Source organism: Pseudomonas guariconensis (assembly GCF_015680235.1).
GTDB classification, from domain to species: Bacteria; Pseudomonadota; Gammaproteobacteria; order Pseudomonadales; family Pseudomonadaceae; genus Aquipseudomonas; species Aquipseudomonas guariconensis_A.
This window is the reverse complement of the sequence record NZ_JADLJL010000004.1, coordinates 91129-114098: the sequence shown is the minus strand read 5'-3', so window position 1 is coordinate 114098 and position 22970 is coordinate 91129. Positions and strand designations below refer to the sequence as shown.

The window sequence follows — 22970 nt, the reverse complement described above, 5'->3', positions numbered from 1 at the left end:
ATGTCTTCAGCTCACCTTCACGACCACGGCGGTGATGTTGTCTGGAGCGCCCCGGGTCAGGCCGAGATGCACCAGGCTGCGTACCACCTGGTAGGGATCGGCGTGGCCGAGCACATCGGCGATCTCGTGATCCTCGGCGGTCTTGTTCAGCCCATCGCTGCACAACAGGTAGGTATCGCCGCGCTGCACGTGCAACGTGACAGCCTGCAACTCGAGTTGGTCTTGAACACCGATGGCGCGGGTGACGATGTTGCCTCGCGGATGCACGCGGGCCTCGGCCTCGCTGAGCAGGCCGCTGTCCTGCAGTTCCTGGACATAGCTATGGTCGTGGGACAGGCGCTCGATACGCCCTTCGCGCAAGCGGTACAGGCGGCTGTCGCCGGCCCATAGCCCAATGGCCTGCTGGTCCCGTGCGGCCAGCACCACTACGGTGCTACCCATCATCGCCACACCGCGCCGCGTGGTCTCGTCACGGACTGCCCGGTTGACCCGATCAAGGGTATCGCGCACCACTTGAACGCATTGCTCTAGCGCCTCGACCTGTCGTATCTGTCTCAGGCTGTCGACCGCCAGGCTGCTGACATAGTCGCCGGCCGCATGCCCACCCATACCGTCAGCCACTGCCCACAAGCCATCGGCCGTCAGTTCCAGGCAGGCGTCTTCGTTGATCTTGCGCACCATGCCGACATGGCTGTAACTGGCCGCGGTGTAATGCATGGCGGTCATCAAGAGTATGCCTCGCTACCCAGGAGAAACCCGGCGAAATCCTCACTGCGGGGAAGCCCCACACAGCGCATCAGTCCGGGAGCGATACGTTCCGAACCCCTGCCCCACCACAAACTCATGCCTTCGCAGGCACATTCGGCCAGGGCCAAGGCACGCCCTTGCGGCGTAGTCGCATCCAACCGCTGCAGGCCGCCGACCGTCAGCCGGGCCGGCGCAGCCTGCGGGAGTGGCCAGGCGTCGCGAAACGGCTGCAAAGCCGCTTCGAAGTCCTCAAGCACTGCACCTGGCTCAAGCGTCGCCAATAATGCTGTTTCCACCTGCTCGAACCACTCCTCGCCTCCGGCCACTGCCGTCGCCAACGGCTGGCCAGGCTCCAGCACCTGGGCCACCGTCAATGGAAAATACCGCCCGACCCGGTCGATGCTCGGCATCAGCACCCCGACTGCCGCTTGCGGTCCACATAGCCCTGGCGCCAACGCAAAGCGCCACAACGGGCTGACCAGGTAGGCCTCGAGCCAACTGTCGCCCAAATGCTGCTGGCTGGACTGGAGCCCCGCCGCCAGCCATTGGTCCCAGGGCTGGATGAAACTCTGCGGCAAGGCGCGACTGACGAAGTCACCGCGGCTTGCCAGCTTTCCGTAAAACCCCACGTCGTTCACAGATGCTCCGGCAGGCTGAAACCGCTGACCACTCGGCTGCGGAACGGGTTGAAGGCGCTGCTGGCACGCAGCTCGTAGGAGACACTCACACCGTCCACACGCAGGCGCAAGCTGAAGCGCTCGGGTGTGCTCCCGGCCACCAGGTCGGACTGGTCGAGCAAGCGGAACCAGGCCCATGGCCCTTCGAGCGTCAGCCCGGAACGACCGGTAGGCGATGGCGGTGAAATCGACAGGCGTACCACACCGATGCTGTTCGGGTTCGGCCACTGCAAGGCCACCGGGCGGCTCGGACCATGGTCGTAGCTGACCTGTTGGCCATCCAGGTCGAGCAGGAACTGGGTAATGGATGCATCCATCGCCACCGGCTTGAGCTCGAAGCGTACGCCGGGTTGCAAGCCGCTGGTGTTGCGGAAGAATGCATCACGGATGGTCGCCGCACGCTGGAAGGTGTACAGCACGTTGGCATTGATCCCCAGCTTCTGCGCCGCACCCGGCTGCCAGCTCCAAGGCGTGCTGGACATGTTGACGTATGGCTGCAGGTACTTGCGGAAGTAGTTGTCCATCACCCCGCCAACGCCGAAGAACTGACCGAAATCTTCCAGAGTGGCATCCCGCGCACTACCAGCGACCATCGGGTAGCGACCACTGAGCGACTGGCGGTAGACCTTGACGACCTCACTGGTCCAGGCTGCGTTGAGCTGGTTGCGTACGCCACCCATGACGATATTGTTGGTCGAGCCGACCACCGAACCCACCAGACCCTGCACCACTTTGGGCTGGCGTGCGGCAGCGAGCGATACACGCTGAGCGGCGGCCTGGACCTGGTTCTTTGCCTCTCCCAGCAACGAATCGCCGCTGGCGCCCACCATGGCGCTCACCTGCACGTAGAGGGCATTGAGGTCGGTAAGCAAGCCATCGATGGCGGCCGGCTGGCCCTCGCCGGTTTCCACCAGCGCGGCGAGTTCGGCGAAGTGCGCCGTTACCGGGTCGACCTCGCGAGCCGCCAGGCTGTCGCTGCTCGGTGGCGCATCGCCAAGCAGACCGTCGAGGCGCTGGCGCAACTGGTCGACGCCAGCCTGCTCGACCTTGCCCTGGACTTTGTCGAGGGTAGTGGGCTGCTGCAGGTTGGTTTCCTTCGCCACCGCCTGGAGCAGTTTCTTCATCGGCGAAGTCGCCCCAGACAGTACGCGCAACACATCGGCGGCCTGGCCGACGCTGGTGATCGGCACGAAATCAAGGTCGGCCAGCAGCGCATCCCAATTACGGATGTAGTCCTGGTAATACAGTTGCAGGACGTCATCGGCCAAGCGCTTGGCATCCCCCGACTCACCCGGTTCGCGACCGAGCACCCAGCGCTCTTCGGCCAAGGTCGCGCTGTGAGCGACGCTGGCGGCGAGGAAGGCCTTACGGTAACCCTCGACAGTGAAGATACCCGGCAGCGTGTCGTTCAACGGTTTGCCGCTCTTGAGCCGGAACACCAATGCCGCATCACGGCCAGCCCCATCGCTGATACGGAAATCGTCGACCCCGGCCGGCAACTTCTGGCGCTTGACCCGATCGTAGACACGCTGGGCCACCGGCAGCTGCTGCAACTGGCGGCGGGTGTCGTCTATCAGGCGCTGGTCGAGGCGCGCGTTGGGCGGGCGCTTTTCGAACAGTGCCGCCAGGTGTTGCTCCAGTGACTGACGCAGGTCCGGGGCCATGTCGCGCGGCAGGTGACGCTCCCAGTCGAGGGAGATCCAGGCGGTAATGAAGTCCGGGTCGTAGTGTTCGCCATCGGCCAACATCAGGTACGCCTTCAGCCCTTCGTAGAGGTAATCGGAAGGACCGCCCGCATACAGTTGCTCTTCGATGCGGGTAACCAGCCGCGGAGCGAAAATGGCGATCAGCAGCTTGCGATACACACTGCTCGCCTCACCGTCGAGCATATCGCCCTGGTACAACCCCAGGCCCTCGGCCCAACCAGGCGGGTCGTCGGTCAGGCGGCGTACGGCATTGAGTAGCGGCAGTACATCGACCACGTTGCGCTGGGCCGGGCTCAGCTCCTGCACACTCCTGCCCAAAGGCTTGAGGCGGCTGTCGACTTCGGCGATGTACTGCTGGTTGGCCCGGTAGCTCAGCGTCCATAGCGTGCCGACCACCAGCACCAGGGCTACGCTCAGGGCCAGAGCGCCACGGGTGATCCATTTGCGCCGCTTTTCGACTTTCGGATTGTTGCCCACCAGCCCCCGCTCGACGAAGGCCACGGCGCTGAACAGTTTCTCGATGAAGTAGCTACGACCGGTGCCGTTCTGCCGTGCCAGGTGCGCACGGTCCAGGCCCATGCTCTGGGCCATGCTGCCGATCAATCGGTCGATCGGGCTGCCTTCCTGGGTACCACTGGTGAAGTACACACCTCGCAGCAGCGCGCGCTCTTCGAAGGCATTGGGTCTGAAAACGCCATCGAGGAAGGTCTTGAGGTTACCGCGCAACGCGGCGAACTGCTGGACGAAGCCGTAGACCAGATCTCGTCGCGCCGGGTCGCGCTCTTGCTGCAGACGCTCGACCAGACGCTGGTTGAGGCGTTGTTCGAGCAGGCCGAACTCGTTGATGAACTGTGCCAGCGGGCCGTCGCCCTGCTGCCCATCATCCAACGGGAAGGTCATGCCCCACACCTGCGCGCGCTCTTCCTTGCTCAGGTTGTCGAAGAACTCCATGAAACCCGGCACCAGGTCGAGCTTGGTCAGCATCAGATAGATCGGAAAACGTACGCCCAGGTGGGTGTACAGCTCTTGTATCCGTGTGCGGATCGCCACCGCATGGGCAGCACGCTCGGCATCGCTGCCCAGCAGCAGGTCCGAAAGGCTGATGGCGATGAACGCGCCGTCGATCGGGCGGCGCGGGCGTTGGGTCTTGAGCAGGTCGAGAAAGCCCAGCCAGGCCGACTTGTCGACCTGTGCGTGGCTGTCTTGGGTGGTGTAGCGTCCGGCCGTATCGAGCAACACGGCCTGGTCGGTGAACCACCAATCGCAGTTACGCGTACCACCAACCCCGCGTACGGCGCCCTCGCCCATCTGCGCGGCAAGCGGGAAATGCAGGCCTGAGTTGACCAGCGCGGTGGTCTTTCCCGAGCCGGGAGGGCCGATGATCACATACCAAGGCAACTCGTACAGGTTGCGCCGCTCATCCCCGCCCAGACGTGCCTTCTTCAGCAACACCAGGGCTTCGTCCATGCGCTTGCGCAGGGTTTCCAACTCTTCGGCGGTGGCCACGCTGGCAGGGTCCGGCGCGGTTTCGACAGCCAGGCCTTCCATCACTTTGGCCGCCTGCCGGCGAGCCTGGACGATGCGCCATACCCGATAGGCAGCCCATGCCACGAACAACAGGATGATCAGCGCCCAACGCGTTGCGGCGGGTGCCAGAACGTCAAGCAACGGGCCAACGAACCAGATGATCAGGCCCAGGGCGATCAGGCCCAGCAGCGGGATCACCCAGCGAATGACAAAATTGAAAAACGCCTTCACTCGACGCCCTCCGCCAGAACGGTGATCTCAACCCGACGATTCTTCGCCCGGCCCTGCGCGCTGTCGTTCGACGCCAGCGGCTCTGTGTCGCTCAGCCCCTGCGCAGTGAAGCGCTCGGGCTGACCGGTGCGAGCGGCGAGGATGCCCTTGACCTCTTCGGCGCGAGCCTGTGACAGCGCCCAGTTGGAAGGGAAGCGAAGGGTGGCTATGCGCTGATTGTCGCTGTGGCCCGTGACCTTCACGTTGCCCTTCACCTTTGCCACGGCCTCGGCGATGCGCAACATCAGCGGCTGGAAGTCGCTCTTGATGCTGGCGCTGGCAGAGGCGAACAGTTCATCGCCGCGGATGGTCACCACCGAGCGGTCCACTGCATCCTCGACGGCGACCCGACCAGCCCTGATGTCCTCGGCCAGAAAGCGCGCCAGGCGCGGTCGCTCAACCGGCTTTGGTTGCACGACTGGCCGGTCCATGGCCTGCACCGGAATCTCCCCCAAGGCATGGATGCCACGAAAGACCGGCTCGGCATCGGCAGCCAGCTTCAGGCGCAAGCCGAACAACACCAGCAGCAGGAGCGCCAGCGCCACCGCCAGGCCGACCCAAGGCGGTACAAACTGCGCCAGCCGGTCACGGGCCACGGTGACTCCGCGCCAATGCGGCGACAGCTCACGCTCGATATCGCCCCGCGCACTGCGAATGGTCGCGGCTGTGCGTTCGCGCAGCGCATCGAGCTGGGCGCGACCACCGTTCATGACCCGGTAGCGGCCTTCGAAACCGAGGCTGATGCACAGGTACAGCAGCTCCAGCAGGTTCAGCCGTTCACGCGGGCTCTGCAGGCAATGTTCCATGAGCTGGAACACCTTCTCGCCGCCCCACGCTTCGTTGTGCACAGTGATCAACAGGCTCTGCTTGCCCCAGTCGCTGCTGCTACCCCAGGGGGTGCTGAGCACCGCTTCGTCGAGCGCGGTGCACAATGCGTAGCGGGCCAGCAACACTTCGTTGCGTGGCACGCCACCGGCTTCGGCACGCTCCTCGAACTGGCGCAGGTAGGCCAAAAGTTGCGCACGCAGGCTGGCCGGAGCCGGATGGGCGATGGTATTGCGCAGGCGAGTGAGCAGCGCGAGCAGCGGGCCGGCCGCCTGTTCCAGCGGATTGAGGCCTTCGCCCTGGCCCGGGGCCAGGGGTTCGGCGGGCACATTCAGCGGCGCGAATGAAGGCTGGAGCGGCTCTTGAGCCGGTGTGCCCTGTTGTGGCCCGCGGCCACCGGGGCGCGGCATGAACTGAGTGCGGTCGTTGGCCAGCGGGTCGTCCGGTTGCATCGCGGCTTATCCTCGAATGGCCCAGAAGGCCAGGTTAAGGCCGGGAAACTCGCCGGCGATGTAGAAGGCGAAGCCACCGGAATGCTGCAGCTGTTTCCAATGTTCGCTACCTCGGTCGAGTTCGAAATAGGTGGAACCGGCATGGAACGGGATCTGCCGAGGGGCGACCGGCAACGGCAGCAGACCGATGCCCGGCAATTGCAGGTTGACCAAATCGCGGATGTGCTCCACCGAGCCAATCTTGCTCTGCTGTCCGAAGCGGCTGCGCAGTGTCTCGCTGGGTACGTCGGCGCGCACCACCAGCACGAAGCTGGCGCTGTCCAGCAGGCTGCGGTCGGCCAGCATGCCGACGTGGATGCCGTAAGCCTTTTCGACGATAGGAATGGCCACCGCCTTGCTGTCGATCAGCATCGACAAGGCTTCGCGCAGCGCAGCCATCACCGGCGTGAACGTCGCGGCCAGGTCATCGTGCTGGTACACCGGAAAGCTCTCCGGACGCCGGCCATACCGGGTGAAGGTGGCAAACTCACCCGCCAAGGCCACCAATTCGCTGTACAGACGCTCTGGATGCAGTGGCGAGAGCTGGTTCAGGTGCTCGATCAGCGGCTGGGCGCGGTTGACCAGCTGCAGCAGCATGAAATCGGCGATTTCCGAGGCGCCACCGTTGGCCGACGCCACCACACGCCCCGCCAAGGCCTCTGCGCGTTGGTGCAACAGCCCCAGGAGCTCGCCACGAAACCCGGACAACGCGCCGTTGCCGCTGACGTCGAGCAGTGGCGGAATGTAGCTGTCGTCCAATACCAACGCACGGTCGGCACGCTTCTCGCGGATACGCACCACACCCAATGCGGCGTAGTCGCCCAGGCCATCCTCGGCGCGCAGCAGGCGCAGGGCACGACTACCCAGAGCCAGCGGCGCACGGTTCTCGAACGGGGCGTTGTCGTCACGCACTTCGCTGATACGGCTGATATAGCGCGCACCGTCGAGCCTCTCACCCTCATCGACGGTGTCCCGTGCGCCGGCACGCTTGAGCGGCAAGCAGAGATAGACCACTGCGTCGCGAACGTCGTCGGGAACGTCCAGTGGCGCTGGTGGCAGGTCGTCGCGAGGAATATCGAACGGCGTGCCATCAGGCAACAGGCCACGGGCACTGATGATCGCCAGCTTGCCCTGGGCCAGCAGCCCCTGGTCGATCAACAGCTCCGAGAACCCCCAGGCAGCGGCGCTGAGCGGACGGCTGCGGGCATCGACGAAATTCTCAAGGTAGCGGTCGTGCTGCTGGAAGTGTTGGGTCGTGATGAACATCCCTTCCGACCAGACCACGCGATTGTTCCAAGACATGGGTTCTCCGATTGCCTAGCGGGCAGTCTCAGGTTGAGGGATGGCCACGGCGCTGCGCACGGCACGCACATCGAGGCTGATCTGATAGTCGTTGGGCGGCACCGGCAGCACACTGCGCCATTGGGCCTGGTCGATCTCGCGATAGCCGACCACCAGGCCGACCTGTCGCGTGGCGGGGCTCAACGGGCGGGTGATACGCAGCTGTTCGCCGGGCTGGAGCAGAACCTCGTCCAGGTCGACCAGGTCCGCAGCCAGCGTTGCCTGGGCCCGCTCAGCCAGGGCGAAGTAATCGGCGCGAACGAACGCAGCGCTGTTCTTCAGCTCGTAGATGCGCACTCGCACGGGGGCGGGCGTGCCAGTAGCGCCCGGGTTGAGCCCGGCCGCAGCACTGAAATAAAGGGTAATGCCCGGCGCTACTGCGGCGCCGATCGCCGCAGGTTCGACCGGCACGCCCTTGCTGCAGGCACTGAGCAGCACGATGGCCAGGGCTGCGATCAGTCTTGTTGCACTCATCCTCGTCCTCATGACGTATTGGTATTCTTCCTGTGCTCCGGGCCGTACCTCAGGAGCGTCGCAGGCGGCTGCTGTGAGCCTCGTAGGCGCGGCTGAACTCTCGGCCGAACAAGTCCTGGAAGTCGTCCTCGGCCTCCCTGGACATCTGCCCGTAGAGCTCGGTGAACTGCTGCCAGCAATGGGCCTGACGCGAGCCGCCGAACAGCTTCGCCAGGCCGGCGGCGGGTGCCAGACGCTCTTCCAGCCGTCCGGGCTCAAAACGCGACAACAGGTGCTTGATGGCGGCTTCGACGCCCGCCATCACCGCCAGCTGGTGCGCACGCAAGTCATCGAAACTGTCGCGAACCGCCTGGTCCGGAGCCATGAACGCCTGGCTGTTATGGCGTAGCAGCAACAGCAACGCTTCGTCAGCGTTGGGAGCGAATTTCAGCGGGTTGTTCTGCACCGGGGCGATGGTGGTTTGCTGCATGCGGAACTCGCCCTTCAAGCTACTGCGCGCGCGCAGCACGTCGACCAGGCCTTCGATCATCAGACGGTAGCTGCGGCCGATGGCTTCCATCTGGGCCACGACATCCGCGCCATCGATACGCAGGTGTTCGATACTGGCGCCTCGCAAGAACGCCTGCAGCAACGCATCGTTGCCTGGGGCCTGAGAGGGCCCGGGTTCCAGTGTCGCTGGCGGCACTGCGGGTTTCACGGTCGCGGGCGGCACAACGGCGGGCTCGGCGGCCAGCACCGCCTCTGGCACGGCCTGGGACACAGGCGCCGGGGTACTGTCCAACAGGTGCCAGTCGGCCGGAATCGCTCCCGGCGCAACCGGCGCCTGAGCCGGTTCAGGCGGCACTATCGGGGCAGGCGGGCGAAAATCATGCTGTTGAGCGGGGACATGGTCCGGCTGGCTGACAGGCGGGACACTGGAAGGCCCCAGGAAATCGAACAGATCAGGCAAGGTGTCATGGCTCGAGGCCCCCTGCAGGAAAGCCGCTGGCGCGCCGCAGATAGGTGCTGCAGGCATCGCAGCCTGATTGGCCATCAACGCCTCGAAACTCTGCGCTTCGGCCTGGCCAGCAATGGGTACCGACAGTCCCGAATCAATCCTCGCCTGGATTTCATAATCGCCAATTCGAATAACTTCGCCATCCATCAGCGGTTCACTGTTTCCACGACGCAAACGCACACCGGCATGCACTAACTCAACGCCATTGGTGCTGTTGTCGGTCAAGTAATAACGGCCATCCTTGAACTGTATGACACAGTGCTTCGAGGAAACCAGGCGCTCCGGATCGGGAAGTACCCAATCATTATCTGCCGCGCGACCTACAGTGATGGCACCGGTCTCCAGTAACTTCTCCGGGCATTGCCCCGGGGTAATCTTATGGTAACTGGTGATGGTCAGGCAAAGTGCCATCATGCCTCCTTGCGTATAACTGAAACTCTTATCCATTCATTTGAGTGAATGAACAAGCCCGACCCGATGGCCCGGCAAAGCCCCTTAAATACTGGGCAAAACACCGCCAACCCTAATCCGGAAGGTCGTATTAAACCTTACCGGCAATACACTTTCATATTGATCGACCAATGGTAACCATAGCTTGCCAAGTCGATCACAAGTGTCCATTCACGGCGCGTAGCTTACCTTGACATCATTTTGGAAATAAACCATAAATGCGCATCTTGAAAATCCCAAAGTGATATCACATCGATATCAGGCACATATTCAACGCTACGTTTGTGCGCTAGTTCACAAAAACAACTTTGCGCCAATGAAGCCCCGCCAAGGGCCGATATGGAGATCGAATCCTGGTGAACTCGCCGCTGCTGCTCGCTGCTGTTTCCGCAGACTTTCCCTGCGGCGACGACCTCGAATACGACCCCGATTTCCTGCAATTGGAGCGTGATGCCCAAGGCCGTCCCGAGCGCGTCATGGGCGATGCCGTACAGGCAGCCGAGCCCCCCCAGTGGCGCGACATCGAACAGGCTTGCACCACCCTGCTGCAACGCAGCAAAGACCTGCGCATCACCCATTTCCTCGTCCAGGCGAACCTGGCCTTGCACGGCTTGCCAGGCCTGGCCGCGAGCCTCGAGCTGATCCGCGACCTGCTGGGCGAATACTGGCTGCACCTGCACCCTCAACTGGATGCCGCCGACGACAACGACCCGACCGTACGCGTAAACGCCCTGGCTGGCCTTACCTGCGACACCAACATCGCCCTGCTGCGCGACACCGTGCTGGTACGCTCGCGCGCCTTCGGCCCGGTCACCCTCCGGGCGGCATTGCATGCCGCAGGTATCCAGCACTTCGCCAGCGAGCAATTGAGTGTCGAGGAGTTGGCTGCGGCCCTGCGAGATGTCGAGCCGGAACAGCTGGCGCAATGCCGTCAGGCCTTGCAGCTGGCACGCGAGGCCCTGGACACCATCGAGCACCGGGTCAACGACCAGGTCGGTTCGGCCAGTGGCGTCGACCTGTCGGCCCTCCGGCAGCCCCTGCGCCAGGCCCTGCAAGTGTTGATCGACTATGGCCCGGAGGGTACCGAACCGGCCGTTGCCGTCGACGACACCCACCCCGAAGTCAGCGCCAACGACGACCAACGGCCCGCGCCGGCTGCCCAACCGCGTGCCACCACTCGTTCCGACGAAGTGAACAGCCGCGACGACGTGCTGCAAAGCCTCGATCGCCTGCTCCAGTACTACGCTCGCCACGAACCGTCCAGCCCCCTGCCGGTGCTACTGCGCAGGGCGAAGCACCTGGTCAACGCCGATTTCGCGACCATCGTCCGTGACCTGATCCCCGATGGCTTGTCGCAATTCGAGAACCTGCGCGGCCCCGAAGGCGACTGACGCCGTTCGGGGCGCATAACACCGACGCCCGCAACAAACAGAGCCGCCGCATCGGCGACCAGGAGGAACAACGTGGCGAAAGACAGCTCCCAGAAATTTATCGCGCGCAACCGTGCGCCGCGGGTACAGATCGAATATGACGTCGAACTGTACGGCGCCGAGAAGAAGGTCCAGCTGCCCTTCGTCATGGGCGTGCTCTCCGACCTCGCCGGCAAACCCGCCGAGCCGCTGCCAGCGGTGGCCGACCGCAAATTCCTGGAGATCGATGTCGACAATTTCGACTCGCGCCTGAAGGCCATGAAGCCACGGGTGGCCTTCAATGTGCCCAACGAGCTGACCGGCGAAGGCAACCTGAGCCTGGACATCACCTTCGAGAGCATGGACGACTTCAGCCCCGCTGCCGTGGCACGCAAGGTCGACGCCCTCAACCAACTGCTCGAGGCCCGCACCCAGCTGGCCAACTTGCTGACCTACATGGACGGCAAGACCGGCGCCGAAGACATCATCCTGAAAGCCATCAAGGACCCAGCCCTGCTCCAGGCCCTGGCCAGTGCGCCTAAACCTGCCAACACCGAGCCGAGCGCCTGAGGAGACGGCCATGAACGATCCATTACGCGATACCCAGTCCCCATCGGTCGCCACGCAGGATGCGAGCGAATTCGCCAATCTGCTGCTGCAGGAATTCAAACCCAAGACCGAGCGAGCCAAGGAAGCCGTCGAGAGCGCCGTGCGTACCCTCGCCGAACAGGCCCTGGCGCAGACCAACCTGGTTTCCAACGATGCCATCGGCTCTATCGAACAGATCATTGCCGCCATCGACGCCAAGCTCACCGCCCAGGTCAACCAGATCATCCACCACGACGATTTCCAACAGCTGGAAAGCGCCTGGCGTGGCCTGCACTATCTGGTCAACAACACCGAGAGCGACGAGCAGCTGAAGATCCGCGTGCTCAACATTTCCAAGAATGACCTGCACAAGACCCTGAAGAAGTTCAAGGGCACCGCCTGGGACCAGAGCCCAGTATTCAAGAAACTCTATGAAGAGGAATACGGCCAGTTCGGCGGCGAGCCTTATGGTTGCCTGGTAGGTGATTACTACTTCGACCAATCGCCGCCCGATGTGGAGCTGCTGGGCGAGATGTCCAAGGTCTGCGCTTCCATGCACGCGCCATTCATTGCGGCCGCCTCGCCTACCGTGATGGGCATGGGTTCCTGGCAGGAGCTGTCCAACCCACGCGACCTGACCAAGATCTTCACCACCCCGGAATATGCCGGCTGGCGCTCGCTGCGCGAATCGGAAGACTCGCGCTACATCGGCCTGACCATGCCGCGCTTCCTGGCACGCTTGCCCTACGGGGCCAAGACCGACCCGGTAGAAGCCTTCGCTTTCGAAGAAGACACCGACGGCGCCGACAGCAGCAAATACACCTGGGCCAACGCCGCCTACGCCATGGCAGTGAACATCAACCGTTCGTTCAAGCACTACGGCTGGTGCTCGCGCATCCGCGGCGTGGAGTCTGGCGGTGAAGTGCAGGGCCTGCCGGCGCACACCTTCCCCACCGACGACGGTGGCGTGGACATGAAGTGCCCGACCGAAATCGCCATTTCCGACCGTCGCGAGGCGGAACTTGCGAAAAACGGTTTCATGCCGCTGCTGCACAAGAAGAACACCGACTTCGCCGCGTTCATCGGCGCCCAGTCACTGCAGAAGCCGGCCGAGTACGATGACCCGGACGCCACCGCCAACGCTAACCTGGCCGCACGCCTGCCGTACCTGTTCGCCACCTGTCGCTTCGCCCACTACCTCAAGTGCATCGTTCGCGACAAGATCGGCTCGTTCAAGGAAAAGGACGAGATGCAGCGTTGGCTGCAAGACTGGATCCTCAACTACGTCGACGGCGACCCAGCGCACTCCACCGAGACCACCAAGGCCCAGCATCCACTGGCAGCTGCCGAAGTGGTGGTCGAGGAGGTCGAAGGCAACCCGGGTTACTACAACTCGCGCTTCTACCTGCGCCCGCACTACCAGCTCGAAGGGCTGACCGTGTCGCTGCGCCTGGTGTCGAAGCTGCCTTCGGCCAAAGGGGCCTGACCATCGCGGAGCAGCCCCCTCCCAGGGTGGGGCTGCCCCTGCGATTAGCACCGAACCGCTAACCGACGCGAAATCCCGAGGACATCATGGCTGTAGATATTTTCATCAAGATCGGCGACATCAAGGGCGAGTCCCAGGACAAGGCCCACAAGGACGAAATCGACGTGCTCAACTGGAGCTGGGGCATGTCCCAGTCCGGCAACATGCACATGGGCAGCGGCGGCGGCTCCGGCAAGGTCAACATCCAGGACCTGTCCATCACCAAGTACATCGACAAGTCCAGCCCCAACCTGATGGCCCACTGCTCCAGCGGCAAGCACATCGACAAGGTCAAGCTGACGGTGCGCAAGGCCGGTGGCGAGAGCCAGGTCGAATACCTGATCATCAACCTCGAGGAGGTGATCATCAGTTCGCTGAGCACCGGTGGCTCGGGCAGCGATGACCGCCTGACCGAAAACGTGACACTGAACTTCGCCAAGGTCACCGTCGACTATCAGCCGCAGAAAGCCGACGGCACCAAGGAAGGCGGCCCGATCAAGTACGGCTGGAACATTCGCTCCAACGTCAAGATCTGACCGACCGCGCCCGCGCTGCTTTGGCTGGCGCGGGCGCCCTTCCCTCACCTCACCCGCTTACGGTGAACCCATGGCCAAGCCCTCTTTCATCAACCTGTGGAATGCCTACCCGACCGACTCCTCGCCTTGCGATGGCGGCTGGGATAACCAGTGCGCCATTCGCATGAGCATCGCGCTCAATGGCGAACATACCATCAAGGTGAACGCAGGCACCTACAGCGAACCGCGCTGTGCCCATGGCCATGCCCGGGGGGCGGAGTCGCTGGCCAACTGGCTGTGGAAGCACCATCTCGGCGCGCCGCTGCAACTGAGCGGCAGCGCGAGCGATCGCCTCAAGCTGAGCGAGAAGCGCGGCATCATTTTCTTCAAGGACTGCTTCGCCCGTGCCGGGCAAGCATTCGACAACCGCACCGGCGATCATATCGACCTGTGGGATAGAGGCCGGGTCACCGGCTATTTCGCCGATCAGGCACATCGTTCCAAGGCCGTCTGGTTCTGGGAGCTGAAATGAAACCTGCATGCAGAACCCTGCCGATGCTCCTGCTCGCATTCGCCTTGAATGCGTGTGCCCAGACGCCCGCTACCTCGCCGGGTGCAGCGCCTGAGGTCACCCTTGCCGGGCATACCCTTGCGCTGGTGGATCACGAAGGCCGCTGCGCGCTGCGCAAGGCCGATGCTTCGTTGCTGCAACTGGAGATGCCCTGGCCCTGCCAGCTCAGCCCGGAGCGAGACGGCGGCAAGCCACGCGTTGAGCACTTCAATGGTGCGCAGATCATCATTGTCAGCCATGTGCAGCCAGACCCGTCGCAACCTGGCCGTTGCCATAGCCAGTACCAGGCTGTTCGCCAGATCGGCACGCGCCTGGAACCCTCCATCCTGGCCCGTGGCGCCAGTTGCTCGAACGGCCCAGTGGATCAGAAAAACTTCGTGGGGCTGTTCGAGTGGTAGCCGAGATCGCCGCCCGCGACCGCCTGCAGCCTTCGCTGCTGGATCGCCTGACCGACGATGACCCGGGCAACCCGCAGGAAGCCCCGGACAAACGCGTGCTCAGCCTGCATCAGCTCAAGGCTTCGGTATTGCGCGACCTGGCCTGGCTGCTCAATACCACCTCGCTGCTCGACACCGGTAGCACGCTGAATACCGCTGCCGGCGCGTCGGTCGTCAATTACGGCCTGCCCGCCCTGGCCGGCAACAGCGCCTCGAACATCGACCTCATGGCGTTGGAGCGCATCATTCACCAGGCCATCGCCACCTACGAGCCGCGCATCCTTGCCCACACGCTGAAGGTTCGCGCCCAGGCTGCGCCCGGCGAAATGAACGCCAACGCCCTGAGCTTCGAGATCGAAGGTGACCTGTGGGCCCAGCCGGCCGCCTTGCCCCTGCTGCTGCAGACCGAAGTGGACCTGGAGTCCGGCCATGTGCGCGTGGCTCCCGCCGAGCGTCGGAGGCGCGTATGAACCCGCGCCTGCTCGAACTGTACAACCAGGAGCTGCAGCACATCCGCGAAAGCGCGGCGGAGTTCGCCAAGGAATATCCAAAGATCGCCGGGCGCCTGACACTCTCGGGAATCGACTGTGCCGATCCTTACGTCGAGCGTCTGCTGGAAGGTTTTGCGTATCTCACCGCGCGAGTCCAGCTCAAGCTCGACGCCGAATATCCGACCTTCACCAACAACCTGCTGGAAATCGCCTACCCGCACTATCTGGCACCGACCCCGTCGATGACCGTGGTCCAGTTGCAGACCGACCCCGACGAGGGCTCGCTCGCTACCGGTTTCCAACTGCCCAGGGACAGCGTGCTACGCGCCAATCTGGGCCGCAACTCGCAGACACCGTGCGAATTCCGCACCACCCAAGACGTGACCCTGTGGCCCCTGCAGGTCACCCGCGCGGAATACTTCGGCAACCCTGGCGCGGTGCTCGGACGCCTGGCCGCCAGCGAGCCGAAAGCGCGCGCCGGCCTGCGCCTGACGCTACGCAGCGGCGCCGAAGTGCCCTTTTCCAGCTTGCCGCTGACGCACCTGCCGCTTTATCTCAATGGCGCCGATGAAACCCCGTTCCGCCTCTACGAACAGTTGCTGGGCAGTGCCTGCGCCGTGTTCGTGCGCCAACCGGGAGCCGACTGGGTGGAGCGTATCGCGGTCGAGCAGGCGCTGCTCCCGTGCGGGTTCGACGACTGCGAAGCAGCGCTGCCAGTGGTGCCACAGGCGTTCCAAGGCTATCGCCTGCTACAGGAATACTTCGCTCTGCCGCAGCGCTTCCTGTTCGTCGACTTCGCTGGCCTGGAGCGGGCGGTAAAGCGATGCAACGGCCAGGAGCTGGAGCTGCTGGTGCTGTTCGAGCGCTTCGACCCGTCACTGGAAAGCAGCGTCGGTGCGGCACAGTTCGTGCCCTTCTGCACGCCGGCGATCAATTTGTTTCCACGTCGGGTCGACCGTATCCACCTCACCGATCGTGTCAACGAACACCACGTGATCGCCGATCGCACCCGTCCCACCGACTTCGAGATCCATTCGCTGCAGCAGGTCACCGGCCACGGTACCGGGCCCGACCAGGCATTCCTGCCGTTCTATGCGGTACGCGATCCGTCGCGCTATGGTCGCGACCAGGCCTACTACATCGTGCGTCGCGAACCGCGCGTGCTGTCGAGCGAGCAACGGCGCAACGGCACGCGCTCGAGCTACATGGGCAGCGAGACGTTCGTCAGCCTGGTCGACGGCCAGCAGGCCCCCTACAGCCATGATCTGCGCCAGCTGGGTATCAGCGCTTTGTGCAGCAACCGCGACCTGCCGCTGTTCATGAACGTCGGTGACGGGCGCAGCGACTTCAGCCTGGCCGACAGCGCCCCGGTAGGTGCCGTACGCTGTCTGGTCAGCCCCAGCCGCCCCAAGCCCAGCCATGCCCACGACAACCGCGCCTGGCGCCTGATCAGCCAATTGTCGCTGAACTACCTGTCGCTGGCCGAGCAAGGCCAAGGCGCCGCTGCCTTGCGCGAGCTGCTGCGCCTGTATGGTGACAACCAGGACAGTGCCCTGCATCTGCAGATCGATGGCCTGCGCGAGGTCAGCAGCAAACCCTGCACCCGCCGCCTTCCGATGCCGGGGCCAATCGTCTTCGGCCGCGGCCTGGAGATCACCTTGGAATTCGACGAGAATGCGTTCCGTGGTACCGGAGTGTTCCTGCTGGGGGCGGTGTTCGAGCGTTTCCTGACGCGCTACGTATCGATCAACAGTTTCACCGAAACCGTGCTCCGCACCAGCGACCGTGGCGAGATCATGCGCTGGAAGGCCAAGCCCGGGCGCAGGCCAACCCTGTGAAAACGCTAGAGGCCATGCAGGCCGAGCCTTGGGCGTTCGACTTCTTCCAGGCGCTGCGTCGTCTCGAAACGGAAAACCCCGAGCTGCCGCGCTTCGGACACTCGCTGCGCCTGGCCGACGAACCGGTGCGCCTGGGCCAGCGCCTGGATTGCGGCTTCGCCCCCGCCACACTCGCCTCGGTGACACCAGCAGCAGAAGGCCCGGCGCGCCTGGAGCAGTTCTTCTTCGGCCTGGGTGGCCCCAACGGCCCACTGCCGCTGCACCTGACCGAATACATGCGCGAACGCCTGCGCAACCATGCCGACCCGACCAGCAAGCGCTTCCTCGATATCTTCCACCACCGCCTGCTGAGCTTGTTCTACCGCGCGTGGGCCGAAGCTCGCCCAACCGTCAGCCATGACCGCCCTAGCGATGACTACTGGGCCGCGCGCCTGGCCGCGCTAAGTGGCCGAGGTCAACCGGCGCTGCAGGGGCAGGGGCCATTGCCCGATACCGCCAAGTTGCACTGGTCCGGCCACCTGGCGGCGCAGACCCGCTATCCGGACGGGCTGTGCAGCATCCTGGCGAGCTACTTCGGCGTGCCGGTGAAGCTGGAGGAGTATGTCGGCCAATGGCTGGAACTGCCCGAACGCAGCCAACTTGGCGTACGCGCCCATCGCCTGGGCGTAGACCTGTGCCTGGGCCGCTACGTCTGGGACCGCCAGCACAAGTTCCGCTTGTGCCTCGGCCCGCTCACCCTCGACCAGTACCACGCGCTGCTCCCCGGTGGGCACGCGTTCGTCGAGCTGGCCGCATGGATCTGCGAATACCTGGGCCAGGAGCTGGACTGGGAGCTCAACCTCATCCTGGCGCAGGGCCAAGTGCCCGCGCTGCAACTCAATGCTGGCCAACGCCTGGGGTTCGATACCTGGCTCGGCCGCCCATCGCACGATGCAAGCGACCTGAAGCTTGCTCGGTACTACGCCGAGCAGTCGGTCACATCACCAGTCACAAGGAGTCAGGAACATGGGTGAAATCAGCCGCGCCGCGCTATTTGGCAAACTCAACAGCGTCGCCTACAAGGCCATCGAGGCTGCCACTGTCTTCTGCAAACTGCGTGGCAACCCATACGTGGAGCTGGCGCATTGGCTGCATCAATTGCTGCAACTGCAGGACTGCGACCTGCACCGCATCATCCCTCAGTTCAATGTGGAGCCCGCACGCCTGGCCCGCGACCTGACCGATGCACTGGACCGCCTACCGCGCGGCTCGACCTCGATCACCGACCTGTCTTCGCAGGTCGAAGAAGCCGTGGAGCGCGGCTGGGTGTATGGCAGCCTGATGTTCGGCGAAAGCCAGGTGCGTACCGGTTACCTGCTGGTGGGTATCCTCAAGACGCCAAGCTTACGCAACGCCCTGCTGGGCCTGTCGGGCGAGTTCGGCAAGCTCAAGATCGAGGCACTGAGCGAACGCTTCGACGAATACGTCGGCGATTCACCGGAGAACAGCCTGGCCGCCAGCGACGGTTTCAGCGCCGGTGCTCCGGGTGAAGCCAGCGCTGCCGTGGCGCCGGCAGCGATGGGCAAGCAGGAGGCGCTCAAGCGCTTCACCGTCGATCTTACCGAGCAGGCCCGCAGCGGCAAGCTCGATCCTATCGTCGGCCGTGACGAAGAAATTCGGCAGTTGGTCGATATCCTCATGCGTCGTCGGCAGAACAACCCGATCCTCACTGGCGAAGCTGGGGTGGGCAAGACCGCCGTGGTCGAAGGCTTTGCCCTGCGCATCGTTGCCGGCGACGTACCACCGGCACTGAAAGACGTCGAGCTACGCAGCCTGGACGTCGGCCTGCTGCAGGCGGGCGCGAGCATGAAGGGCGAGTTCGAACAGCGCCTGCGCCAGGTGATCGAAGACGTGCAGGCCTCGACCAAACCGATCATCCTGTTCATCGACGAAGCCCACACCCTGGTTGGGGCGGGTGGCGCCGCCGGCACCGGCGATGCCGCCAACCTGCTCAAGCCGGCATTGGCACGCGGCAGCCTGCGGACCGTGGCGGCAACCACCTGGGCCGAGTACAAGAAGCACATCGAGAAAGATCCCGCCCTGACCCGCCGCTTCCAGGTGGTGCAGGTGGACGAACCGAGTGAAGCCAAGGCCTTGCTGATGATGCGCGGCGTGGCCTCGACCATGGAGAAGCACCATCAGGTGCAGATCCTCGATGAGGCGCTCGAAGCCGCGGTCAAGCTCTCCCACCGCTATATTCCGGCGCGCCAGTTGCCAGACAAGTCGGTGAGCCTGCTGGACACCGCCTGTGCACGCGTAGCCATCAGCCTGCACGCCGTGCCAGCCGAGGTGGATGACAGCCGCCGGCGCATCGAGGCGCTGGAAGTCGAATTGCAGATCATCGCCCGTGAAGCGGCCATCGGTGTAGTCACCGAACAGCGTCGAGCCCAGGCCGACGCCCTGCTGACCGAGGAGCGCGAACGGTTGGTCCAGCTGGAAGGCCGTTGGGCCGAAGAGAAAGCCTTGGTGGACGAGCTGCTGGCCACCCGCGCGCAACTGCGCGAGCAAGTGGGCGTGGTCGACCAGGACGTGGACGCGCAAGGCAGCCACGAACTGCGTGAGCACCTCATCGACCTGCAACAGCGCCTCACCGCCCTGCAAGGCGAAAGTCCGCTCATCCTGCCAACGGTGGACTATCAGGCCGTGGCCTCGGTGGTTGCGGACTGGACCGGCATCCCGGTCGGGCGCATGGCACGCAACGAGATCGAGACCGTGCTCAACCTCGACTCGCACCTGGCCAAACGCATCATCGGCCAGGACCATGCACTGAAGATGATCGCCAAGCGCATCCAGACCTCCCGTGCAGGCCTGGACAACCCGAACAAACCCATCGGCGTGTTCATGCTCGCCGGCACCTCCGGGGTGGGCAAGACCGAGACTGCACTGGCTCTCGCCGAGGCCATGTACGGCGGCGAGCAGAACCTGATCACCATCAACATGAGTGAATTCCAGGAAGCCCACACCGTCTCCACGCTCAAGGGTGCGCCACCTGGCTATGTCGGTTATGGCGAGGGCGGCGTGCTGACCGAGGCGGTGCGTCGCCGCCCCTACAGCGTGGTGCTGCTGGACGAGGTGGAAAAAGCCCACCCCGACGTTCACGAGATTTTCTTCCAGGTGTTCGACAAAGGCGTGATGGAGGACGGCGAAGGGCGTCAGATCGACTTCCGCAACACTCTGATCCTGCTCACCACCAACGCCGGTACCGAGCTGATCGCGGGCCTCTGTAAAGACGCCAATGCCCTGCCCGATCCCGAGTCGGTGGCGACCTCGCTGCGCAAGCCGTTGCTGGAGATCTTCCCGCCGGCGTTGCTCGGGCGATTGGTGACCATCCCCTACTACCCGCTCAGCGATGTCATGCTCAAGGCCATCACCCGTCTGCAACTGGAGCGCATCCGCAAACGCGTGGAAGGCACGCACAAGGTGGGCTTCGCCTACGACGACGGGGTGGTCGACCTTATCGTCTCACGCTGCACCGAAACCGAAAGCGGTGGCCGCATGATCGACGCCATCCTGACCAACGGCCTGCTGCCGGACATGAGCCGTGAGTTCCTCACCCGCATGCTCGAAGGCAAGCCGCTGGCCAGCGTCAGTATCAGCCGCCGCGACAATGACCTGCATTATGACTTCGGCGCTGCCAGCTGACGGCGGCCCCTACAGGATCACCCATGCTGTTCACGCAACTCACGCGCCTGGCGCAGATCAACAGCCCCCTGGGGCCGGACGTGCTGATCCTCAGCGAGATGGGCGGCAGCGAGGAGCTTGGCCGCCTGTTCGACTATGAACTGCAACTGATCAGCGACGACCCAGCCATCGACCTCAACCAGTTGCTTGGCAAGCCGATGAGCCTGTCATTGCAGGTGAACGTCGCCAGCTATCGGTATTTCCATGGCATCGTTGCGCGTTGCAGCCAATCGGTCGACCGGGGCCAGTTCGCCAGCTACCGGGTGACGCTGCGTCCGTGGCTATGGCTACTGACGCGCACGAGCGATTGTCGGATTTTCCAGCACCTGAGTGCCCCCCAGATCATCAAGCAGGTATTTCGCGACCTGGGCTTCTCCGACTTCGAAGATGCCTTGAGCCGTACCTACCGGGAGCGTGAGTACTGCGTGCAGTACCGCGAGACCAGCTTCGACTTCGTCAGCCGACTGATGGAAGAAGAAGGCATCTACTATTTCTTCCGTCACGAACAGGACCGCCACGTGCTGGTGTTGGCCGATGCCTACGGCGCGCACCAGAAGTCGCCTGGCTATGAATCGGTGCCGTTCTATCCGCCGGACGGCCAGCACCGCGAACGCGACCACATCAACGACTGGTACCTGGCGCAGGAAGTCCAACCCGGCTCCCTGGAGCTCAACGACTACGATTTCCAACGCCCCAGCGCCCGCATCGACGTGCGTTCGGCCATGCCGCGCCCCCACCAGGCCGGTGACTATCCGCTGTATGACTACCCGGGCGCCTATGAACAGGCGCAGGACGGCGAACACTATGCCCGCACGCGCCTGGAGTCACTGCAAAGCCTGCACGAGCGAATCGAACTGAAGGGCAACGCCAGAGGCCTGGGCAGCGGACACCTGTTCGACCTCACCGGCTTCACCCGCCAGGACCAGAACCGCGAATACCTGATCGTTGCCGCTCGCTACTACGTGGTCCAGGAGCGTCTGGAGAGTGGCGCAGGCAATGGCTCGGCGCAGTTCGAGAGCAACCTGAGCTGCATCGACGCACAGCAGGCCTACCGCCCGGTGGCCAGCTCCCTGAGGCCGATCGTCAAGGGCCCGCAGACCGCCGTGGTGGTGGGCCCAGCCGGCGAGGAGATATGGACCGACCAATACGGCCGGGTCAAGGTACATTTCCATTGGGACCGCCATGACCAGTCCAACGAGAACAGCTCTTGCTGGATTCGCGTTTCCCAGGCGACGGCGGGCAAGAACTGGGGCTCGATCCAGGTGCCACGCATCGGCCAGGAAGTGATCGTCAGCTTCCTCGAGGGCGACCCCGACCGCCCGATCATTACCGGACGGGTATACAACGCCGAGCAGGCCGTACCCTACGACCTGCCCGCCGGTGCCACCCAAAGCGGCATGAAGAGCCGCTCCAGCAAAGGCGGCAGCCCGGCCAACTTCAACGAGATCCGCATGGAGGACAAGAAAGGTGCCGAACAGTTGTACCTGCATGCGGAGCGCAACATGGATACCGTGGTCGAGCAGAACGAGACCTTGTCGGTTGGAGCCAATCGTACCCAGACCGTCGGCATGCTCGAGACCATCACCATCGGCCAGGACCGCATCCGCGCCGTGCGCCGCGACGACATGCTGCTGGTAGGTGCGAGCAAGACCGACAGCGTCAGCACCAGCTACCTGATCGAGGCTGGCGAAAACCTGCGCCTGGTCTGCGGCAAGAGCGTGATCGAGCTCAACGCCAGCGGTCAGATCAACCTCAGTTGCGTGCAGTTCAGTTTCCACGCCAGCAAGGATGCAGAAATCAACACCGACGGCACCCTGGACTTGAATGTCGGCAGCGGCGCGCAGACCGCGCCCAACGATCAGGGCGTGAAATCGGCCATCGATGGCTCGGTGAAGGCGATCTTCTCCGACGGAAAGTAACGAGATACCTATCCCATGAACTACCGCGTCAACGAGTTTCGTTTTGCCCTGCCCGATGCGACGGTGCAAGACACGAGCATCAACATCCTGCGCTTCGAGGCGCTGGGCACCTCGCTGATCGTCAGCCGCAGTGTGCTCGCCGAAGACGAGACGTTGCAGAGCAATTTCGATGGCCAACTGCAGCGTCTGCAACAACAGGTCAAGGACCTACGTTTCCAACCGGCACGGGCCGTGCGCGTCGGTGCAGCCCAGGACATCGATGCCATCGAGCTGAGCAGCCAGTTCAACAAGGGCCAGGACAAGGTCTACCAGTATCAGTTGGCCCTGGTACTGCCCGGCACGCGCAAGATGTTCGCGCTGAGCTACGTCAAACCGCAACCGCTGGGTGATGCCGAGGCTGCGCACTGGACGCTGCTCAAGCAATCGCTCGACTTCGACAATCTCGGCTGACA

General features: G+C 63.7%; 19 protein-coding genes. 12 read left to right on the top strand and 7 right to left on the bottom strand.

Annotation, left to right across the window (positions count from 1 at the left end; translation table 11 throughout):
- Positions 1-6: 6 nt before the first annotated feature.
- The 7 genes from IRZ56_RS04955 to tagH are packed head-to-tail and all read right to left on the bottom strand — an operon-like array spanning position 7 to position 9466.
- Positions 7-726 (bottom strand): PP2C family protein-serine/threonine phosphatase, encoded by a 720-nt coding sequence (locus IRZ56_RS04955; RefSeq protein ID WP_196143905.1) that lies wholly within the window; start codon positions 724-726, stop codon positions 7-9.
- Positions 726-1385 carry a type VI secretion system-associated protein TagF gene (tagF, locus tag IRZ56_RS04950; RefSeq protein ID WP_196143904.1) on the bottom strand — a complete coding sequence of 220 codons (660 nt, stop codon included), beginning with the start codon at positions 1383-1385 and terminating at the stop codon, positions 726-728. The genes IRZ56_RS04955 and tagF overlap by 1 nt, the downstream gene beginning before the upstream one ends.
- The gene (tssM, locus tag IRZ56_RS04945) at positions 1382-4888 is read right to left on the bottom strand and encodes a type VI secretion system membrane subunit TssM (protein WP_196143903.1); all 3507 of its coding nucleotides are present in this window, start codon (positions 4886-4888) and stop codon (positions 1382-1384) included. Before tssM ends, tagF begins: the two co-directional genes overlap by 4 nt.
- Positions 4885-6204 (bottom strand): DotU family type VI secretion system protein, encoded by a 1320-nt coding sequence (locus IRZ56_RS04940; protein ID WP_196143902.1) that lies wholly within the window; start codon positions 6202-6204, stop codon positions 4885-4887. Before IRZ56_RS04940 ends, tssM begins: the two co-directional genes overlap by 4 nt.
- Before the next feature lie 6 nt (positions 6205-6210).
- Positions 6211-7545: a type VI secretion system baseplate subunit TssK gene (gene tssK, locus IRZ56_RS04935; RefSeq protein ID WP_196143901.1), complete on the bottom strand. Its 1335-nt coding sequence runs from the start codon at positions 7543-7545 to the stop codon at positions 6211-6213.
- Positions 7546-7560: 15 nt separating this feature from the next.
- Positions 7561-8058 carry a type VI secretion system lipoprotein TssJ gene (tssJ, locus tag IRZ56_RS04930; RefSeq protein ID WP_196143900.1) on the bottom strand — a complete coding sequence of 166 codons (498 nt, stop codon included), beginning with the start codon at positions 8056-8058 and terminating at the stop codon, positions 7561-7563.
- A gap of 49 nt (positions 8059-8107) precedes the next feature.
- Entirely contained in the window at positions 8108-9466 is a 1359-nt protein-coding gene (gene tagH / locus IRZ56_RS04925) for a type VI secretion system-associated FHA domain protein TagH (RefSeq protein ID WP_196143899.1), read from the bottom strand.
- Between the two features lie 395 nt (positions 9467-9861).
- Between tagH and tssA the strand changes: the two genes are divergently transcribed.
- The 12 genes from tssA to IRZ56_RS04865 all read left to right on the top strand — a co-directional run bounded on the left by tssA (position 9862) and on the right by IRZ56_RS04865 (position 22968).
- Positions 9862-10896 (top strand): type VI secretion system protein TssA, encoded by a 1035-nt coding sequence (gene tssA, locus IRZ56_RS04920; RefSeq protein ID WP_196143898.1) that lies wholly within the window; start codon positions 9862-9864, stop codon positions 10894-10896.
- A gap of 72 nt (positions 10897-10968) precedes the next feature.
- Positions 10969-11484 carry a type VI secretion system contractile sheath small subunit gene (gene tssB, locus IRZ56_RS04915; RefSeq protein WP_196143897.1) on the top strand — a complete coding sequence of 172 codons (516 nt, stop codon included), beginning with the start codon at positions 10969-10971 and terminating at the stop codon, positions 11482-11484.
- Positions 11485-11494: 10 nt separating this feature from the next.
- Positions 11495-12988: a type VI secretion system contractile sheath large subunit gene (gene tssC / locus IRZ56_RS04910; RefSeq protein ID WP_196143896.1), complete on the top strand. Its 1494-nt coding sequence runs from the start codon at positions 11495-11497 to the stop codon at positions 12986-12988.
- An 86-nt stretch (positions 12989-13074) separates the two neighbouring features.
- Positions 13075-13563, top strand: a complete 489-nt coding sequence (locus IRZ56_RS04905) for an Hcp family type VI secretion system effector (RefSeq protein ID WP_196143895.1) — start codon at positions 13075-13077, stop codon at positions 13561-13563.
- A 70-nt stretch (positions 13564-13633) separates the two neighbouring features.
- A complete protein-coding gene (locus tag IRZ56_RS04900; protein WP_196143894.1) occupies positions 13634-14074 on the top strand; it encodes a type VI secretion system amidase effector protein Tae4 in 441 nt (146 codons plus the stop codon).
- A gap of 23 nt (positions 14075-14097) precedes the next feature.
- Entirely contained in the window at positions 14098-14511 is a 414-nt protein-coding gene (locus IRZ56_RS04895; protein ID WP_196143893.1) for a hypothetical protein, read from the top strand.
- Entirely contained in the window at positions 14505-15020 is a 516-nt protein-coding gene (gene tssE / locus IRZ56_RS04890) for a type VI secretion system baseplate subunit TssE (protein WP_196143892.1), read from the top strand. The genes IRZ56_RS04895 and tssE overlap by 7 nt, the downstream gene beginning before the upstream one ends.
- Positions 15017-16879, top strand: coding sequence for a type VI secretion system baseplate subunit TssF (gene tssF, locus IRZ56_RS04885; protein ID WP_196143891.1), 1863 nt, complete (start codon positions 15017-15019; stop codon positions 16877-16879). Before tssE ends, tssF begins: the two co-directional genes overlap by 4 nt.
- Positions 16843-17892: a type VI secretion system baseplate subunit TssG gene (gene tssG / locus IRZ56_RS04880; RefSeq protein WP_196144011.1), complete on the top strand. Its 1050-nt coding sequence runs from the start codon at positions 16843-16845 to the stop codon at positions 17890-17892. The genes tssF and tssG overlap by 37 nt, the downstream gene beginning before the upstream one ends.
- Positions 17885-20560: a type VI secretion system ATPase TssH gene (gene tssH, locus IRZ56_RS04875; protein WP_196143890.1), complete on the top strand. Its 2676-nt coding sequence runs from the start codon at positions 17885-17887 to the stop codon at positions 20558-20560. Before tssG ends, tssH begins: the two co-directional genes overlap by 8 nt.
- Before the next feature lie 23 nt (positions 20561-20583).
- Positions 20584-22518 (top strand): type VI secretion system tip protein TssI/VgrG, encoded by a 1935-nt coding sequence (gene tssI / locus IRZ56_RS04870; protein ID WP_196143889.1) that lies wholly within the window; start codon positions 20584-20586, stop codon positions 22516-22518.
- 15 nt (positions 22519-22533) lie between these two features.
- Positions 22534-22968 carry a DcrB-related protein gene (locus IRZ56_RS04865; protein WP_196143888.1) on the top strand — a complete coding sequence of 145 codons (435 nt, stop codon included), beginning with the start codon at positions 22534-22536 and terminating at the stop codon, positions 22966-22968.
- Positions 22969-22970 lie beyond the last annotated feature (2 nt).

Coding starts and splice junctions, on each gene's coding strand:
- IRZ56_RS04955 (WP_196143905.1), bottom strand. CDS start 726: ATGACCGCCATGCATTACACCGCGGCCAGTTACAGCCATGTCGGCATG.
- IRZ56_RS04940 (WP_196143902.1), bottom strand. CDS start 6,204: ATGCAACCGGACGACCCGCTGGCCAACGACCGCACTCAGTTCATGCCG.
- tssK (WP_196143901.1), bottom strand. CDS start 7,545: ATGTCTTGGAACAATCGCGTGGTCTGGTCGGAAGGGATGTTCATCACG.
- tssJ (WP_196143900.1), bottom strand. CDS start 8,058: ATGAGTGCAACAAGACTGATCGCAGCCCTGGCCATCGTGCTGCTCAGT.
- tagH (WP_196143899.1), bottom strand. CDS start 9,466: ATGGCACTTTGCCTGACCATCACCAGTTACCATAAGATTACCCCGGGG.
- tssC (WP_196143896.1), top strand. CDS start 11,495: ATGAACGATCCATTACGCGATACCCAGTCCCCATCGGTCGCCACGCAG.
- IRZ56_RS04905 (WP_196143895.1), top strand. CDS start 13,075: ATGGCTGTAGATATTTTCATCAAGATCGGCGACATCAAGGGCGAGTCC.
- IRZ56_RS04900 (WP_196143894.1), top strand. CDS start 13,634: ATGGCCAAGCCCTCTTTCATCAACCTGTGGAATGCCTACCCGACCGAC.
- IRZ56_RS04895 (WP_196143893.1), top strand. CDS start 14,098: ATGCTCCTGCTCGCATTCGCCTTGAATGCGTGTGCCCAGACGCCCGCT.
- tssF (WP_196143891.1), top strand. CDS start 15,017: ATGAACCCGCGCCTGCTCGAACTGTACAACCAGGAGCTGCAGCACATC.
- tssH (WP_196143890.1), top strand. CDS start 17,885: ATGGGTGAAATCAGCCGCGCCGCGCTATTTGGCAAACTCAACAGCGTC.
- tssI (WP_196143889.1), top strand. CDS start 20,584: ATGCTGTTCACGCAACTCACGCGCCTGGCGCAGATCAACAGCCCCCTG.
- IRZ56_RS04865 (WP_196143888.1), top strand. CDS start 22,534: ATGAACTACCGCGTCAACGAGTTTCGTTTTGCCCTGCCCGATGCGACG.